Source organism: Taklimakanibacter lacteus, from assembly GCA_003576695.1.
GTDB classification, from domain to species: domain Bacteria; phylum Pseudomonadota; class Alphaproteobacteria; order Rhizobiales; family Aestuariivirgaceae; genus Taklimakanibacter; species Taklimakanibacter lacteus.
Genome location: QOZQ01000004.1, coordinates 81,695 through 98,444 on the forward strand (window position 1 = coordinate 81,695; position 16,750 = coordinate 98,444).

The window sequence follows — 16,750 nt, forward strand, 5'->3', positions numbered from 1 at the left end:
CGCCGTGGCGGAGCTGCGCGTCTATCTCAAGCTTGTTGCCCTCAAGCGGCAGTTCGCCGCCTATATGGGATCGCCGACCCGCGCGCGGGGCTATGTGCCGCTCGAGGGCATGCATTCGCTGATCATCGAGATAGCCCCGGCGCTCGCCATCCATCATGTGAGCGATGTGGCGCTGAAGTCGGTGCCGGAGGCGGAGCCCGGCATTCTCTATACCGAGCGGCAGTTCGGCATCCTCGAGCTGCATTCCTTCGACATGGACCATGTCGACAAAGCGGGTGCTGCGGTGCTGAAGGCGATCGGCCGGAAGCCTGAGGACCAGCTCAAGCCGCAGCTGCTGTTCGCCGAGATCGTGCCGGAAGTGACCGACAGCCACGCCGTCATCCTCAACCGCAACCGCGAAGCCTCGATGATCCTGCCGGGCCAGTCGCTGCTCCTGGTCGAGATGATGCCGGCACTCTTCGCCGCCTATGCGGCGAACGAGGCCGAGAAGGTGGCGCCCGACGCTACGCTGGTCGATTGCCAGATGATCGGCGCCTCGGGGCGGCTGTTCATGGCGGGCGAGAAGGCTGAGCTCGAAAAGGCACGCGAGCATATCGTCGGCATGCTGGGGACGATCAAGGGACGCGGTTGACCCAACAACAATAGGAAAGTCCGACGAACTCATGCTATTCATCCGGCTGATCGCGACGATCGGATTTCGGGAGTTGATGAGCATGCGGCTGAATTCGAAGATCCTCTGGCTTTTCTGTTTCCTGATCGCCGTGCCGAGCCTGCTGACCGCGGCAAGCGCGCGCGCCGAGGTTGCCCTCGATGGTTCCTTTGTCGCGGGCGCGAATTGCAGCGCCTTCCAGTCGATCAAGAAGCAGGCAAATCCGGTGGCGCTCGAGGCCGGGCGTTCCTATCAGATCGTCGCCGGCAACAAGGACGCCGCCACCCACTTCCTCATCATCGTGCCCGGCGCCTCGCCGGAACGGCGCTGGGCGCCGGTCGGCTGTGGCACACGTCAGGGCGGTGAGCCCATGGATCAGGCGACGGCGCCTGAGCCCAAGCCGGATGACGGCCAGGTATCCGGCAAGAAACAGGGCGATCTGCGCACGCAATATGTGCTGGCGGCGAGTTGGCAGCCGGCTTTCTGCGAGACCAAGCCCGACAAGGTGGAATGCCGGACGCAGACGGCGGAACGCTTCGATGCCAGCCATTTCGCGCTGCATGGCCTGTGGCCGCAACCGCGCAACCAGGCTTATTGCAATGTCGATCGCGCGGATATCGAGGACGACAAGTCCGGCCGCTGGGCCGATCTGCCGGAAGTGACATTGTCTGCGCCGGTGAGCGATGAGCTCAAATCCGTGATGCCGGGCACCCAGTCGCATCTCGAGCGGCATGAATGGATCAAGCACGGCACCTGCTATGGCGCGCCCATGGAAGAATATTTCGCCGATGCGCTTGGGGTCATGCGGGCGCTCAACGGGTCCGCCGTGCAGGAGTTGTTCGCCAGCCGCATCGGCCAGTTCCTGTCCTTCGACGATATCCGCAAGGCCTTCGACCAGAGCTTCGGCGAGGGCGCCGGCAGGCGTGTGCGCATGCAATGCGCACGCGACAAGGGCCGGCTTGTCATCTCCGAGCTCACCATCGGCCTCACCGGCAACATCACGCCCGACTCGCCGCTGAAGGACCTGATCGCCGCCGCCGCGCCGACCAAATCGGAATGCCCGGGCGGCATCGTCGACGTGGCGGGGCAGCAATAGGAAGACGAGAGCTTTATTAATCCTCGTGAAAGCCTGAATGCTTCGATGTATCTGCCGAGGATGTATTTCCCGACAGCTCGGCAAAGTTGGTGATCTTGACGGTATGATTGCGGAAGCGTGCAACGATCTCCAACTCGCCACCCATGGCCTCGATGAACCGACGAAGCGTGCTGACATACATATCAGCGCGTTTCTCAATTTTGGCGACCGATCCTTGCCCTATCTGAAGCGTCTGTCCGATTTCCTCCTGTGACAGCTTGAGGGCGCGGCGGATTTCGGCAAGGTCCATTTCCTCATCGAGACGCAATGCCTCTGCTTCGGCCTTGGCCTTTGCCTCAGGCGACATGCGGGCGCGCAATTCCGCGAATGAATGTCTACCTGCCATCGTCTTTCTCCTTTTCCAATTCCACCAGATGTATGTCGTAGAGAGCGTCAGCTATTGGAATCATCCGGTGATAGAAACGTTTGTCGCCGGTCTTATCGCCACCAATGAGCAATATCGCCATGCGACGCGGATCGAAGGCGTAAAACACCCGCAAGGGTCTGCCGCCGCTCTGCACACGCAATTCCCGCATATGGGCGTGGCGTGATCCGGTGACGCCGCTCGAATAGGGAAAAGGCAGGTTGGGGCCACGCTGCTCCAGTTTGCGGACATGGGCGGCGATGCTGATCTGCTCGGCTTCGGTCAGGGTTTCCCCACCACTCGCCGAACTCATCGGTGTATTCGACCGGCCATTCCATTAAAGGAATAGTATTCCTTTAATGGAATAAGTCAAGGATTATCCTCGAGGTGTCACGCCTGGTTTATGGCGTCCATAGACTCAGGGAGGATCTGCCCGCCATCGACGATGATCGTCTGGCCGGTCACATAGCCCGCTTCCCGGGTCGCGAAATAAAGCGCGGCATAGCCGATGTCCTCCACGACGCCGAGGCGCTTCAAGGGGATCGACGCCGCCATGGACTTCTCATAGTCGGGACCGAGATCGGTGAGGCCCTCGGTCTTGATATTGCCCGGCAGGACGGCATTGACGGTGATGCCGTATTTGGCGAGCTCGATGCAGGCGGTGCGCATGAAGCCGAGCTGGCCGGCTTTGGTGGCGCCATAATGCGTCCAGCCGGGAAAGCCCGTCACCGGGCCGGTGATCGAGGAGGTGAGGATGATGCGGCCCTCGCCGCTTTTCTTGAGCGCCGGGAGGCAGGCTTTCACCGACAGGAAGGTGCCCTTGAGATTGGTGTCGACGGTGATGTCCCAGGTCTCGTCCGACATGTCCTCGATCTTCACCTGCGGGAAGATGCCGGCATTGGCGCACAGCACGTCGAGGCCGCCATGCACCTTGACCGCGTAGTCGGCCGCCTTCTGCATGCTCCTGAAGTCGGTGACGTCGGCGGCGAAGGCGGCAGCCTTGCCGCCGGCCTTCACCAGCTCATCGGCGCAGGCCCTGGCGCCATCCTCGTGGCGTGCGGTGATCAGCACCTTGCAGCCCGACTTGGCGAAGACGCGCGCAATGCCCTTGCCGATGCCCTTGCTGCCGCCGGTGACGAGTACCGATTTGTCCTTCAGTGACGAAAACATGAATGAGCCCTCTCTATTACGTTCATTTTACGCGCTTCCTTGTCGCGAAAGTCGAGCAACTTTCGCGGGAAGCTAAGACTGCGCCCGCCGGCGCAAGGTGATCAGCCAGTAGCCGCCGAGCAGGAGCAAGGCGGCCCCGAAGGTCGACACGGTGCCGAGCACCGGCACGCCCGGCGTGTAGCCCGCCACCATCTTGGCATAGAGATATTCGGGGATCGTCGTGTCGGCGCCGTCGGTGTAGAGCGAGAGCGGGAAGTTGCCCCAGGAGAGCAGGAAGGCGAAGAGCGAGCCCGACACGATGCCGGGGAGCAGCACGGGCAAGGTCACTTCGCGGAAGACCTGGAAACGCGAGGCGCCCAGATCGAAGGCCGCTTCCTCGAGCGCCGGATCGAAGCTGTAGACCTGGATCGAGATGACGAGCGTCACCACCGGAATGATCCAGACGAGATGGGCGAAGACCGCCGTCATCCATGACATCTGGAGCCCGATGGCGTTGAACCACAGGAGAAGCGCCAGGCCCAGCACCGATTGCGGGAAGAAGATCGGCAGCAGCACGATCTTCTGGAACAGCGTGCGGCCCTTCCAGTTGTAGCGCGCAAAAGCCAGCGCGCCGAAGAAGGCGATGGCGACGGCAATCACCGTGACGCAGAGCGCAATGGTGATCGAGGTCTTGAACAATTGGTGGATCTCGATCGAATCGAAGGTCTTGCGCCACCAGTCGAGACCCCATTTCTGGATCGGGAACAGGAAATAGCGGCTCGAAGTCAGCGAGGCGAGCAGAATGCACATAGCCGGGAGATAGATGAAAACCAGGACCGCCAGGGTCCAGGCCCAGATCAAGGCATGGCGTGAACGTTCGCTCATGGCCTCACCTTCTCCCCAATATCGCATCGAGATCGAAGCGCTTGAGCACGAGCAGGACCAGCGTGCCGACGACGATCATCAGGAGCACGGCCAAGGCGGCGCCGAGCGGCCAGTTCTGCGCATAGGTGAAGGCGATCTCTATGTCATGGGTGATGGGGATGATGGTCTGGCCGCCCAGCACCTTCGCTTCGGCAATGGCGCCGACGGCGAGCACGAAGGTCAGCAGCAGGCCGATCATGATGCCGGGCATGGAGAGGGGCAATTCGACCTCACGGAACACCTGGAAGCGCGAGGCGCCGAGATCGCGGGCGGCTTCACGCGTCTCGTTGGGCACCATGGAGACGCCGAGCGTCATCGGGAACAGCATGAAGGGCAAATAGACATAGACCATGCCGAGCAGCACCATGCCGCGCGTGAACAGCCAGCTTTCAAGCTCGACGCCGAACCAGCTCTTCAGCGTGCCGAGCAGCACGCCGTTCTTGATGAAGAACAGGATCCAGCCATAGAGCCTGACATTCTCGGAGACGAAGAGCGGGATGGTGAAGAGCAGCGTCAGGAGCGGTGCCCAGCGGCCGAAGACGCGCGACAGGCCATAGGCGATCGGGTAGCAGACCACCGCCAATATGCAGACGGTGAAGGCGGCGAAGGACAGCGACCACCCGAAGGAAATGTAGCTGTTGCCGGTGAATATCCCGGCATAGTTGATAAGGGTGGGCGAATGAACCAGGCCGAAGGAGCGTTCCGGCATGAAGCTGTAGGCAATGACCGCGAGGAGCGGCGCGGCGAAGCCGACCAGCAGGAAGATGAGGAGCGGCAGCGCGTTGCGCGCACCTTGCGACAGGCCCTTGCCCGTTTCATGGAGCGCCGCCATCAGCCGGTCACCAGAATGCCGTCCTTCGCGTCCCAGCCGATCAGCACGGTCTGGTCGCGGCGGAGCGTGGAAGATTGCTGGCGCAGCTTCTCGACAATGAACACATTCTCGCCGACGCGCACCTGGTACTGGATGCGCGAGCCCAGCGCATATTCATTGTAGAGCTTGCCCTCCAGCACATTGTCGGCGTCCTTCGCCTTGTCGACGAAGCGGATGAATTCCGGCCGGATCACTAGGTGGCCGGCGCTGAAGGCCTCCGGGATGGCGGCGACGGCGAACTCCTTGTCGAAGCTGTCGGCGGTGACCTTGCGGCTGCCATTCATGCTGACCGGGATGACATTGACGTCGCCCATGAATTCGGAAACGAATTTGTCCCGGGGCGCCGAATAGATCTCGTTCGGCGTGCCGACCTGCACCAGCTTGCCGGCGCGCATGACGCCGATGCGGTCCGACATCACCATGGCTTCCTCGAGGGAGTGGGTGATGTAGACAAAGGTCTTGCCGGTCTCGCGGTGAATGTCCTTGAGCTCCTTCTCCAGGGTCTTGCGCAATTTGTAGTCGATGGCCGACAGCGGCTCGTCGAAGAACAGGATCTGCGGATCGAAAGCGAGCGCCCGGGCGAGCGCCACACGCTGGCGCTCACCGCCCGAGCAGCGCAGCACCGACTTGCCATAGTAATTCTGCGGCAGGCGCAGCTGGTCGAGCAAAGCGAGCGCCCTTGTCCTGCGCTTGGCCGGGTCGACGCCCTTGATCTTGAGGGGAAACTCGATGTTCTCGCCAACGGTCCGGTGGGGAAACAGAGCCAGCGACTGGAAGACCATGCAGGTCGGACGCTTGTTGGCGGGCATGTCGTTGATGCGCGTGCCGGACAGGATGATGTCGCCGCTTGATGCCTGTTCCATGCCGGCGAGCATGCGGATGAGGGTGGTCTTGCCCGAGCCCGAAGGGCCGACGATGGTGAAGAACTCGCCTTCGGCGATGTCGAGATCGATGCCGTCCACGGCGTTGAAGGTGCCGAAGGACTTGGTGAGGGATTTCAGCTGCAGAATAGGCGGGCGCTTTGACATGCGATCCTTGTGAATGGTCAGGGAATCTCCCCAATCCGTCATCCCGGCGAAAGCCGGGATCCCCTGAATAGAACCAGACTGGGCAGCAGTTCCTGCGCCTCACCAATTCAATGGACCCCGGCTTTCGCCGGGGTGACGGTATTTGGGTGATCCCTCCGGTTCAGGGGAGGGATCCGGTCGTCATTTATGTTCTTCGACTCTATCCCGCCGAGGCTTCTTTCTTGGCCGCGGTCATGATGTCGAGCAGCTTGTCATAATCCGGAACGATATCGTACTCGACCGAGCGCGCCATTTCCTCCTCGAGCGAATCCCATTGGATCGCGTCGAGCTCATCGGCCGTGAAGAGGTCGAAGCATTCCTTGTTGCCCATCTGGGCCACGGGATTGAAGGTACCCTCGGCGAAGGCGACGACATGCGCAGTCTTGGGATCCTGCACATAATGCAGGAATTCGGTGGCGAGCGGCGACAATTCGGGATTGTTCACCGTCGAGGTGATCTCGATCCAGGAGATGCCACCCTTGCCACCCTCCATCGGCCCGGATTTGGGCGTGATGGCGCGGATGTTCTTGGCGCCATCGGCGCGGGCCGGCGAGGCGGAATAGGTGCCGCCGGTCATGTGGAAGTCGATCTCGCCCGAGACCAGCGACTGGTTCATGGTCGCGATGTCGCCGACGAGCTTGGCGCCCTTGAAGACCTGCTTCGCCGTCTCGGTGAATTTCTCGACCTCGTCGTCGGAATGCACCTTGAAGGGATCGAAACCGGCGATGCAGCAGATATTGAAGACATTCCAGTCGTCCGATTCGAGAATGCCGTATTTCTTGGCATTGGCCGGATCGGCAAAGAGGCTCCAGCCCTGATCCTCGGCGGCCTCGCGGCTGATCTTGTCGGTGTTGACGACATAGGAGTAAGGCCCAAAGCGCTGCGCCATGCCGATGAGCTGCTCGCCCTTGTCGTCCATCGCCCATTTATAGGGCGCCTTGAAGGCCGGCATCATCTTCTCGAAATAGGGTTCGAAAGCGGCTCGGTCGAGCGGCTTGATCAGGCCTTCGGGCAGCATGATCTTGCGCGCCCAGGGATTGTTCACATTGATGAGATCCCACACTTTCGTCTCGCCGGCGCGCAACCGGTTGATCATGGTGGGATCGTTGGTCAGCGACTCGGCCTTGACGGTGGCGCCCTTCGACTGGCGGAAGGGATCGAGCACCTGGGCGGAATTATATCCCTCCCAGCACAGGATGTTCAGCTCCTTCTCGCGGGCGGCCTCAGCCTCTCCGATGGTGAATTTGCCGCCGGCCGCGAACGCTGCCGCAAGGGCGGTCGAGCGCTGCATGAAGTTGCGGCGGGACAAGGGTGATTTCAGCATGCGACTTCCTCCGTGTTCAGTGCCCATCATTCGTGTGGTGTAGGGGCTTTTCTGGCGTTTCCCATTTGTAAGTCTAAAGCACGTTCATTGTAATGGCTTGACTTTTGACGATCCCGACTTGACACCCTCCTTCCCGGCGCGATGGCTTCACATCCACATTGCCTTAGCGCTTAGCTTTTTGTTTGCGCATGATCTTTTCGGAAAACCGGCGTCCACTTCTCCGGATCATGCGTGAGGCCCATCATCGCCACAAGCTCGGCGCTCGAGACGACGTGGCAGTAGATCATGTTGATGATCTCGAGCTCCTTGCGGTGAAGCTCGTCCGAGCCCGCGGCACAGCAATCCTCGACAACGACGACATTGTAGCTCTCATCCGCCAGGCTGCGCACCGTGGACGACACGCACTGGTCGGTGAAGATGCCGGTGCAGACGACATTCCTGACCCCCAGATTATGCAGGATCAGTCGCAGGTTAGTGCCGGTGAGCGCCGAATCCGTGGTCTTGGTGACGACGATCTCGTCACCCACCGGTGCCAATTCAGGGACAAGTTGGGAGGAGGCCTCATCCTTTGGCAAAAGCAGGTTGTTCCAGCCGGGCATCTTCTGGCTGAGGGAGCGGTCGCGGCCATCTTTGGTGTGGCAGGCGATGCGGGCGAAGAGCCGCTCTATGCCCCGGCGGCGAAAGAGATCGAGCAGATGGCGGGTGCGCGGGATGACCGTGTCGCGCATGCGGGTATGGAAGGGCGTCCAGGCATCGTAGCGGCGCTGCTCCCCGGGTGCGAGCGACGCCCGGTCCGGCCGGGCCAGATAGGTGTTCTGAACATCGATGACGAGGAGGGCGGTCTCGGCCCAGGCAAGATCGAGGTCCGCCGGTTCCGGCGCTCCGTCATAATAGATCGAGCGGAAAGATTTCTTCCAATTCATCGCCAACTCTATGCACTTCCCAGCGAGTGCTTCGCCGGGAGGACGCGCGTCGAATCCAGTTGGGGCAAATCCTCATCGCCAAAGTCTCCAACTTTGGCGGGATGTGCCCTAGAAATAGCTTGCGCCAGATATGTCAGCTATGCAACATGTTTGTTGTAAGTCCAACATTGAGGCGGGAACATGGATTTCATCTTTATGCTGACCCATCACGACAGGACGGTCCAGAACTGTCTCGACGTGTATGATTCACTTTCCGGTGTCGGCCTGAAGCATGTGGGGTTCAAGGATGTGGGGGTCGACAAGGCGACGCTGAAGGAGCTGACCCGGCGCATCAAGGCCGACGGCTCGATCGCCTATGTCGAGGTCGTCAGCCAAACCCCCGATACCATCCGCCAGTCGATCAAGGCCTCGGCCGAGCTCGGTGTCGACCGGGTCCTGGGCGGGCAGGACATCAAGCTCGCCATGGAGACCTTCAAGGGCGGCGCGCCGACCTACTATCCCTTTCCGGGCCGCCCCGTCGGCCATCCGACCAAGCTCGGCGGCACGGCCGCTGATGTCGAGACCGATTGCCGCAACGCGGTGGCTTCCGGCTGCCCGGGCGTGGATCTCCTGGCTTATCGGGCAACCGATGCCGATCCGTTGGACCTGATCCGCGCGGCGCGGCGCGGGGTGGGTGAGAAGGGCTATCTCATCGTGGCGGGCAGCATCGATTCGCCCGAGCGCATCAAGGCGGTGGCGGCCGCAGGCGCCAATGCCTTCACCATTGGCTCGGCGGTGTTCGAGGACGCCTTTGCCCAGGGTGTGCAAGGCGTGCGCGAGCAATGCAAGGCGGTGCTGCGCGCGGTCGGAATGTGAGATGGGTCGTCTGCGCCAGATGGAAAATCTGAGAAAACTGCTGGCCGGCACCTATCGCGATCCCGATACGGGTGAATTCCTGCATGTACCGATGAGGATGCTCAAGATCGAGCCGTCGCTCGCCGGATGCGAGGGCGATCTCATCAAGGCGCTCGACCTGCCGGGGCCTTTCGCTGTCCTCTCCGACGACAACACCCATGAGGCGCTGGGCCACCGGATCGAAGCCGCGCTCAAGCCCCTGGGCGAGGTCGTGGCAATCAGGCTGGGCAAGCGTCCGCATCCCGACGACAAGACAGCCGCGCGGGTGATGCGCGAGGGGGAGAAAGCGGGGTCCTATATCGCGGTCGGATCGGGCAGCATCACCGATCTCGCCAAATATTCCGCCGCCCGGCAGGGCAAGAGATGCGCCGTGTTCGCCACGGCGCCGTCGATGAACGGCTATACGTCGGTCAATGCCGCCATCACCGTCAACGGCCACAAGAAATCCCTGGCGGCGGTCTCGCCCGATGGCGTGTTCATCGATCTCGATGTGCTCGCCAAGGCGCCGAAGCGGCTCATCCAGGCGGGTTTCGGCGATGCGATCTGCCGATCGACAGCGCAGGCCGACTGGCTGCTGGCCAGCCGGCTTCTCGGCCAGACCTATCGCCTGGCGCCTTTCGCCTTCATCGCCGATCTCGAAAACGAGCTCATCGCCGATCCGGCGGCACTGCTCAAGGGCGACCGCGCGGCGCTGAGCTGCCTCATCCAGATCCTGCTGCTCTCGGGCTTCGGCATGACGATCTGCGGCGGATCCTACCCGGCGAGCCAGGGCGAGCACCTGATCAGCCATCATGTCGAGATGATGCCGCCTGAAGGCTGGGAGCCGGCTTTGCATGGCGAGCAGATCGCCGTCACCACGCTGGTCATGGCCAAGCTTCAGGACGACATCCTCGAGCGCGATGTTCCGCCCGAGCTCGGCGCCAGCAGGCTCAGCGTCCATAGGCTGCGCTCGCATTTCGGCGAGGATGTAGGCCTCGCCTGCTGGAAGGACATCCAGCCGAAGCTTGCCGACGACACGAGTGCCGCACGGCTCAACGAGCGCCTGCAGGCGCTCTGGCCGCGGCTCAGATCCGAGATCAACCTGGTGCGACGCCCGGCGGCCCAGATCGACAAGGCGCTCCGCGATATCGAGGCTCCGCGCCGCTATGGCGACATCGGTCTCACCCGCACGGCCTTCACCGATGCGATCCTGCATGCGCGCGAAATCCGCAACCGCTATACCTTCCTCGACCTCGCGGCCGATTCAGGCCTCCTGGAACCGGAAAGACTGATCGATTGACGCAAACCCTGCTGCCGCTCGCTTCCTTCGCCCGTCCCGACATGCGGGGCGTGAAAGTGATACTCACCGACATCGACGACACGCTCACTTTGCACGGCCGGCTGCCGGCCAGCGCCTACAAGGCGCTGGAAGACCTGCGCAAGGCGGGCTTCATCGTCATCCCGATCACCGGCCGGCCGGCCGGATGGTGCGATCACATTGCGCGCATGTGGCCGGTCGACGGGATCGTCGGCGAGAACGGCGCGTTCTACTTCCGCTACGATGACGAGCATCGCCGGATGCTGCGCGTCTATGGCCAGCCGTCGGAAGAACGGCGCATCAACAGCGGCAAGCTCGAAAGCATCGCCGCGCGCGTCCTGAAGGAATTCCCGGGCACGGCCATCGCCTCCGACCAGGCCTATCGCGAGATCGATATCGCCATCGACTTCTGCGAGGACGTGCCGGCCCTGCCGCTCGCCACCGCCGAAAGCATCCGGCAATTCTTCGAAAAGGAAGGAGCGGTCGCCAAGGTCAGCTCCATCCATGTGAATGCCTGGTTCGGCCGGCATGACAAGCTCACCATGACCCGGCGGATGCTGGCTGAATGCTTCCGCATCGATGTGGATCAGGCGCGCCAGCATGTTGTCTATGCGGGCGATTCCCCCAATGATGCGCCGATGTTCGCTTTCTTCCCGAATTCGGTCGGTGTCGCCAATGTGGTTCCCTACAAGGAGATCATGGCGCATCTGCCGCGCTATGTGACCCAGACCGAGGGCGGCGATGGATTCGCCGAGCTCGCCAAAGCCCTGCTGGAGGCCCGCCATGGATAAGCTGTCGAAGCGCGAGAGGCAGGACCGCATCGTCAACCGCCTCAACACCACGGTCGCGGTGCGCATTTCCGATCTCGCCGAGGAATTCGACGTCACGACCGAAACGATCCGGCGCGACCTCGATGCGCTCGCCGTGCGCGGCCTCCTGGCGCGGACCTATGGCGGTGCGGCGATGCGGGCGCTGACGGACGAGCCCGGCATTGCGGCGCGAGCCCAGACCTATGTCGCCGAGCGCGAGCGCATCGGCCTCAAGGCGGCAACCCTGGTCAAGTCGGGCGATGTCCTCATCATCGATGCGGGATCGACGACGGCGCATCTCGCCAAGGTGCTGGCGCAGCTGCCGCTCGAATTCAAGGTGATCACCAATTCGATCGGCGTGGCGCGCGTGCTCGGCCAGTCCGATACCGCCTCGGTCCTGCTCTGCCCCGGCGATGTCAGGCTCACCGAGGAAGGCGTGTTCGGCGCCGAGACGCTCGATTTCCTCGACCGCTACCATGCCAACATGGCCTTCATCGGGGCCGGCGGCTTCACCGCCAAGGAGATCAGCGACGCCGACGCGGCAGGCGTCGCCATCAAGCGCAAGATCATCACGCGCTCCGAGCGGGTCTATCTGCTGGCCGATCACACCAAGGCCGGCATCACGCAATTCGCGACGATCTGTCCGTTGAGCGCCATGGACGGCCTGATCACCGATGCGATGGCGGATGACGGAATGCGGCAGGCGCTGGCGGAAGCGCAGGTCGAGCTCATGATCGCCGAACAGGGAAAAGCCGGCCTCGCCGCATGATCGTCGGCGTCGATATCGGCACGCAGAGCCTGAAGGCTGTGGTGCTGGCGCCGGAGATGAAGATTCTCGGCGAGCATGCGGTGCCTTATGCCCCAAGCTTTCCCCAGCCCGGATGGGCGGAACAGGACCCGCTCCTGTGGGAGAAGGCGCTCGGGCCCGCCATCGCCGGGGCGCTTGGCAAGGCTGGCGCCGGAGCTGCCGATGTGAGGGCGTTGGCCTTTGCCGGCCAGCTCGACGGCTGCATCGCCATCGACCGGGAAAGCCGGCCGCTTCATCCCTGTCTCATCTGGATGGACCGGCGCGCCGATATTGCCGGCATCGATGCCGACCTGGTGCATGAAACCTGCGGCGTGGTGCTCGATGCGACGCATCCCGCGGCCAAGATCCGCTGGCTCAAGACCCATGTGCCGGCCGTGACGCAAGCGGTGAAATTCCATGTGCCGGTGTCATACCTGGTGGCGCGCGTCACCGGCGCCCATGTCATCGATCACGCCACGGCCTCGACCAGCATGGTCTATGGGTTGAAGGCGCAGTCCTATGACGATGCGCTGCTCGAGGCTTTCAACATCAGCCGGGACGAGCTGCCGCAGGCGATGGATGCGGACGCGGTGGCCGGACTTCTCTCGAAAGCCGGAGGCGCCTTGACCGGGCTCAGCCCCGGCATCCCGGTAGCGGTCGGCACCGGAGATGATTTTTCATCCGCTCTTGGCGCCGGCCTCGTCGATACCAGCCGTTTCCTCAATGTGCTGGGCACGGCGGAAGTCACCGGCGCGCTCCACGACAAGCCCGTCATCGATCCGGACCGGCTGGTGGAGACCCATGCCTTTCCGGGCGGGCACTATTATATCGAGAATCCGGGCTGGCTCTCGGGTGGCGCGCTGGTGTGGTTCCGCGACACATTCAGGCTCGAGAGCTTCGAGCATCTGACCGCGCTCGCCGACCAGGCGCCGCCCGGGGCAGGCGGCGTCATCTTCATCCCGGCCCTGTCGGGCGCCATGGCCCCCGAATGGATCGCCTCGGCGCGCGGCGCCTTCTATGGCCTCACCCCTTCGCACGGCACGCCACATCTGGCGCGGGCGCTGCTCGAGGGGCTCGCTTTCGCAATGCGCGATGTGTTTGAGCGAACACAGGCGCTGGGCGTCCGGACGCAGGCCCTGCGGATCGCCGGCGGCGGGGCGCGCAGCGCCTTGTGGACGCAGATCCGGGCCGATCTCGTGGGCCTTCCGGCCGAAACGCCACTTCACATCGATACCTCGGCCATTGGGGCGGCGCTGCTTGCCGCTAAGGCAGCCGGGCATATTGGCGATATAGCCTCGGCGGCCATTACCCTCAATCCGCCGGCCAATGTGACCTCACCGCTTGCCGGGCACCGCGAAGCCTATGACAATGCGTATCGGCGCTATCGCCAGGTTTTCTCGTCGTTGAGGCCATTGTTCTGATCCGCATCCTGTTTACGCTTGCATTGGGCGCTGCCGGTGGTGCCCTGTTCGCCGTGATCCATTTCCCGGCTCCGTGGCTTGCCGGCAGCATGATCGCTGCAATTCTTGCCGTGCTTGCCGGGCTGAAGCTGTCGGTGCCGACCTATTTGCGGACCGCGGCCTTCATCGTGCTCGGCGTGCAGATCGGCAGCAGCGTCACGATGGAGACGCTCATGGGCGCTGTGCGCTGGCCGCTCAGCCTCGCCATGCTGGCGGCGACCGTGACCGTGGTGACGGTCGCCTGCTATCTCTTCTACAGCCGGGTGCGCGGCTGGCCCACGGTCGATGCGTTGTTCTCGAGCCTGCCGGGCGCGCTCGGCCTGGTCGTGGCGCTCGCCGATGATGCGAAGGCCGACATGCGCCGGGTGATCATCGCGCAAAGCATCAGGTTGTTCTTCCTCGTCGCCGCCTTGCCGATCGTGATCAACAGCCTCTCGGCGTCGCCCGCCGGCACCGCTGCCACGCCGACAGGGGTATGGTGGGAGATCGCCCTCGTGCTTGCGGCGGGTGCCGGCGCTGCCCTGCTGCTCGAACGGCTCAAGGTGCCGGCCGGGCTGTTCATCGGCGCGATCTTCGTCAGCGCCGCCTTCTATGTCGGCGGCATCGCCCATGGCGCGCTGCCGCAACCCTTCCTCATCCTGGCGAATGTGATTCTGGGGACGGCGCTGGCAAGCCGCTTCCAGGACTTCACCCTGGGCGAGCTGATGCATGCGCTCGGCGACGGCGTCGCCGGCTTCGCCATCGCGCTGGCGCTTTCCGTCATCGGAGCGGCGCTGGCCAGCTGGCTCGCCGGCTTGCCGTTCACCCTGACGCTGCTCGCTTTCGCGCCCGGCGGTCTCGATGTGATGACCATCATCGCGCTGGCGCTGCATCTCGATCCCGCCTATGTCGGCGCCCATCAGCTGGCGCGCTATCTCGCCATGTGCGTCGTCATTCCCCCGCTCACCGCCTGGCTGATGCGCCGCCGGCCGCTGCCGCCTGAAAAGAGCGATTCCAGCGAGTTTTAGCGGTCCGATGCTTGGCCACCGTTCCGCCGCAATGCGGTGGTGGAAGGCACGCGTTTCCATCGGAGCCCATCAATGTCCACGGCACGACCCATGCGCGATCTCCTGGTCCAGGTCGCGGCGACCGTCATGATCCCGCTGACGGTGGCCGGAACCGGCCTCTACTATACGAGCTGGCAGCAGAATGTGAGCGATCTGAAGACCATGATCGATCTGGTCAGCGACGAGAACAGCGAGAAGCGCAAATTCGGCATCGCCATGCTCGAATATCTGCTCAAGAACAACAAGGTGCCGGTCGAGTTCGTCGCCGCCCAGCTTGAATATGCCAATTCGTCCTCCGACAAGCAGATGCTGCCGATGATGGAGAACGCGTTGATGAAGGCGGCGGATGAGAATGCCTCTGTCGCCGAGACGTTCCGCAAAGCGCTCGAGCGCCTGCCAAGCCGGCTCTTCGTCCATGCGATGACCGATCAGCAGCGCGCCTGCATTGCCACCATGCTGCTGTCGCTGAAAGACGGCGATCGCGCCCAGCTCTCGGTACCGCTCATCGCCCAGGTGAACTGGGACGGCAAGCAGCATGAATTGCGCGTGCTCAAGGACAGCGACATGGAGCGCGGGCAGGCGATCGCCAATATATTCGGCAGCCTCGGCCTCGAACTCAAGGTCATCAACCTGACGACCATCTGGGAAGGCGCAAAGAAGGTCCGGCCGAACACATTCGAATTGTGGTTCGGCAATGCCCCGCTGCCGACGGTCTGCGGCGGCACTGCCGTGCCGAAAACTCATTAGACGCTGATCTGTATCGCGCCTGTCTTCGCCTGCAGATCCCGTGACGCAAGCTGCATCACGCAGTTCGGTGTTCCCGCCGCGGCCCACACATCGGCATAATCGAGAAGATCGGCGTCCATGAAAGTCTTGAGCGGCTGATCATGGCCGAAGGGCGGTATGCCGCCGATCGCGAAGCCGGTGGCGGCGCGCACGTAAGCCGCGTCCGGTCGCAGCAGGGCTTCGCCGATCGCCTGGGCGGCTTTCTGCTCGTCGACCCTATTCTTGCCGGAAACCAGAAGCAGATAGGGCATGCCGGAACTGGCCCCCCGGAAGACAAGCGACTTGACGATCTGGCCCACTTCGCAGCGGCAGGCCGCGGCGGCTTCCTCGGCGGTACGTGTGCTCGACGCCATGGTGACGATATGGGGCGAAAGACCCAGCTTGCGCGCCGCTGCGGCGACACGCCCGGCACTCGAAGGCAGTGGATTGTCCAAATCGGTCATGGCGTGGCTGGTGCGGGAGTTGCAAGATGAGGGAAAAGCCGGAGTATTAGAGTCTAATTCCGGCCTATTTTGGCACAGATTGTTCATTTTTCAGGAGTCTTTTTGAGTGGTTTCCCCTCTGTCGACGAGATTGCCGGGAGATCAGGGCTTCAGCGGGGCGCTGCGCCAAGCGCGCCTGGCCGAGGCGGCGCATTTCGAGGCCGTTCTCGACATCAGGGACGCGCAGACGCTCAGACTCCAGGTGCTCAAGGACGAGCTCGCGCCTGATCTGCTGGCCAATGTGGACGCGGCGGCATTTGTCGATCTGGCGCTGGTGCCGGGTGACCCGCCGCGGCTGTGGATCGATCTCATCACCTCCGTCGTCATGGCGCCCGATCCGCGCACCTACCGGCTGGTTCAGGATGGACCGGCAGGGCGCCAGACGTTGCTCGAAACGCCCAACAGGGCCGAGATGATCGGCACCATCAAGCAGCATATCGCGCATCGCCTCATCAGCCGCGAGCGTGAGAAGACCGCTGCTGCCCCGCCCAAGCCCGTCGTCATGGGCTATTCCACCGGCGCCTTGATCCTTGCCTGGCTGTCGGGCTTTTCGATCGGCGCGCTCGCGCTCTTCGTTGCCGGCATCCTGATCAGCAGGCTCACGGGCTGATCCCTTTACAAATCGGGGGCGTTTGCCCCGTTATATTCTGAAATACCTTTTGATTTTAAGCTTGCGGGTTGCGCTGTTAGCTAAGGACTCGGAAATACAGCGAGTCCGGGCGGGTGCGGGCGCGCATTACAAAAGCTTATATAAAACAAGAGGTTAGTTTTGCACGGCACGGT

Annotated in this window: 19 protein-coding genes; 10 read left to right on the plus strand and 9 right to left on the minus strand. The window is 62.9% G+C overall.

What is annotated here, in order from left to right:
• Positions 1–4 precede the first annotated feature (4 nt).
• Together DT068_RS08585 and DT068_RS08590 are read left to right on the plus strand one after the other, a co-directional pair.
• Positions 5–631 (plus strand): microcompartment protein, encoded by a 627-nt coding sequence (locus tag DT068_RS08585; protein WP_119389407.1) that lies wholly within the window; start codon positions 5–7, stop codon positions 629–631.
• A gap of 82 nt (positions 632–713) precedes the next feature.
• Positions 714–1,745 (plus strand): ribonuclease T2 family protein, encoded by a 1,032-nt coding sequence (locus tag DT068_RS08590; RefSeq protein ID WP_119389782.1) that lies wholly within the window; start codon positions 714–716, stop codon positions 1,743–1,745.
• Between the two features lie 16 nt (positions 1,746–1,761).
• Here the strand turns inward: DT068_RS08590 and DT068_RS08595 are convergent, their stop codons facing one another.
• The 8 genes from DT068_RS08595 to DT068_RS08630 form a co-directional block, all read right to left on the minus strand.
• On the minus strand, positions 1,762–2,130 hold the full coding sequence (locus DT068_RS08595; RefSeq protein WP_119389408.1) for an XRE family transcriptional regulator: 369 nt from the start codon (positions 2,128–2,130) through the stop codon (positions 1,762–1,764).
• Entirely contained in the window at positions 2,120–2,461 is a 342-nt protein-coding gene (locus DT068_RS08600; protein WP_368904576.1) for a type II toxin-antitoxin system RelE/ParE family toxin, read from the minus strand. The genes DT068_RS08595 and DT068_RS08600 overlap by 11 nt, the downstream gene beginning before the upstream one ends.
• A gap of 77 nt (positions 2,462–2,538) precedes the next feature.
• The gene (gene fabG / locus DT068_RS08605; RefSeq protein WP_119389409.1) at positions 2,539–3,318 is read right to left on the minus strand and encodes a 3-oxoacyl-ACP reductase FabG; all 780 of its coding nucleotides are present in this window, start codon (positions 3,316–3,318) and stop codon (positions 2,539–2,541) included.
• Between the two features lie 72 nt (positions 3,319–3,390).
• A complete protein-coding gene (locus DT068_RS08610; protein ID WP_119389410.1) occupies positions 3,391–4,182 on the minus strand; it encodes an ABC transporter permease in 792 nt (263 codons plus the stop codon).
• A gap of 4 nt (positions 4,183–4,186) precedes the next feature.
• Positions 4,187–5,053, minus strand: coding sequence for an ABC transporter permease (locus DT068_RS08615; RefSeq protein ID WP_119389411.1), 867 nt, complete (start codon positions 5,051–5,053; stop codon positions 4,187–4,189).
• Positions 5,053–6,120, minus strand: a complete 1,068-nt coding sequence (locus tag DT068_RS08620; protein ID WP_162914070.1) for an ABC transporter ATP-binding protein — start codon at positions 6,118–6,120, stop codon at positions 5,053–5,055. Before DT068_RS08620 ends, DT068_RS08615 begins: the two co-directional genes overlap by 1 nt.
• Before the next feature lie 199 nt (positions 6,121–6,319).
• Positions 6,320–7,483: an ABC transporter substrate-binding protein gene (locus DT068_RS08625; protein ID WP_119389413.1), complete on the minus strand. Its 1,164-nt coding sequence runs from the start codon at positions 7,481–7,483 to the stop codon at positions 6,320–6,322.
• 170 nt (positions 7,484–7,653) lie between these two features.
• A complete protein-coding gene (locus DT068_RS08630) occupies positions 7,654–8,406 on the minus strand; it encodes a cysteine hydrolase family protein (protein ID WP_119389414.1) in 753 nt (250 codons plus the stop codon).
• 180 nt (positions 8,407–8,586) lie between these two features.
• Between DT068_RS08630 and DT068_RS08635 the strand changes: the two genes are divergently transcribed.
• The 7 genes from DT068_RS08635 (at position 8,587) to DT068_RS08665 (ending at position 15,446) form a co-directional block, all read left to right on the plus strand.
• Complete coding sequence (locus DT068_RS08635) at positions 8,587–9,261, plus strand: hypothetical protein (RefSeq protein WP_119389415.1); 675 nt, start codon at positions 8,587–8,589, stop codon at positions 9,259–9,261.
• Position 9,262: 1 nt separating this feature from the next.
• Positions 9,263–10,579, plus strand: a complete 1,317-nt coding sequence (locus DT068_RS08640; protein WP_162914071.1) for an iron-containing alcohol dehydrogenase — start codon at positions 9,263–9,265, stop codon at positions 10,577–10,579.
• A 41-nt stretch (positions 10,580–10,620) separates the two neighbouring features.
• Positions 10,621–11,388 (plus strand): HAD-IIB family hydrolase, encoded by a 768-nt coding sequence (locus tag DT068_RS08645; RefSeq protein WP_119389783.1) that lies wholly within the window; start codon positions 10,621–10,623, stop codon positions 11,386–11,388.
• Complete coding sequence (locus DT068_RS08650; RefSeq protein WP_162914072.1) at positions 11,381–12,175, plus strand: DeoR/GlpR family DNA-binding transcription regulator; 795 nt, start codon at positions 11,381–11,383, stop codon at positions 12,173–12,175. Before DT068_RS08645 ends, DT068_RS08650 begins: the two co-directional genes overlap by 8 nt.
• Complete coding sequence (locus tag DT068_RS08655) at positions 12,172–13,614, plus strand: xylulokinase (RefSeq protein WP_119389418.1); 1,443 nt, start codon at positions 12,172–12,174, stop codon at positions 13,612–13,614. Before DT068_RS08650 ends, DT068_RS08655 begins: the two co-directional genes overlap by 4 nt.
• 8 nt (positions 13,615–13,622) lie before the next feature.
• Positions 13,623–14,660: an AbrB family transcriptional regulator gene (locus DT068_RS08660; protein ID WP_368904626.1), complete on the plus strand. Its 1,038-nt coding sequence runs from the start codon at positions 13,623–13,625 to the stop codon at positions 14,658–14,660.
• A gap of 72 nt (positions 14,661–14,732) precedes the next feature.
• Complete coding sequence (locus tag DT068_RS08665; protein WP_162914074.1) at positions 14,733–15,446, plus strand: hypothetical protein; 714 nt, start codon at positions 14,733–14,735, stop codon at positions 15,444–15,446.
• On the opposite strand, the gene DT068_RS08670 is transcribed toward DT068_RS08665, so the two are convergent.
• A complete protein-coding gene (locus tag DT068_RS08670; protein ID WP_119389421.1) occupies positions 15,443–15,928 on the minus strand; it encodes a YbaK/EbsC family protein in 486 nt (161 codons plus the stop codon). The genes DT068_RS08665 and DT068_RS08670 overlap by 4 nt on opposite strands.
• Positions 15,929–16,034: 106 nt before the next feature.
• Between DT068_RS08670 and DT068_RS08675 the strand changes: the two genes are divergently transcribed.
• Positions 16,035–16,577 (plus strand): hypothetical protein, encoded by a 543-nt coding sequence (locus DT068_RS08675; RefSeq protein ID WP_162914075.1) that lies wholly within the window; start codon positions 16,035–16,037, stop codon positions 16,575–16,577.
• Positions 16,578–16,750: the final 173 nt, after the last annotated feature.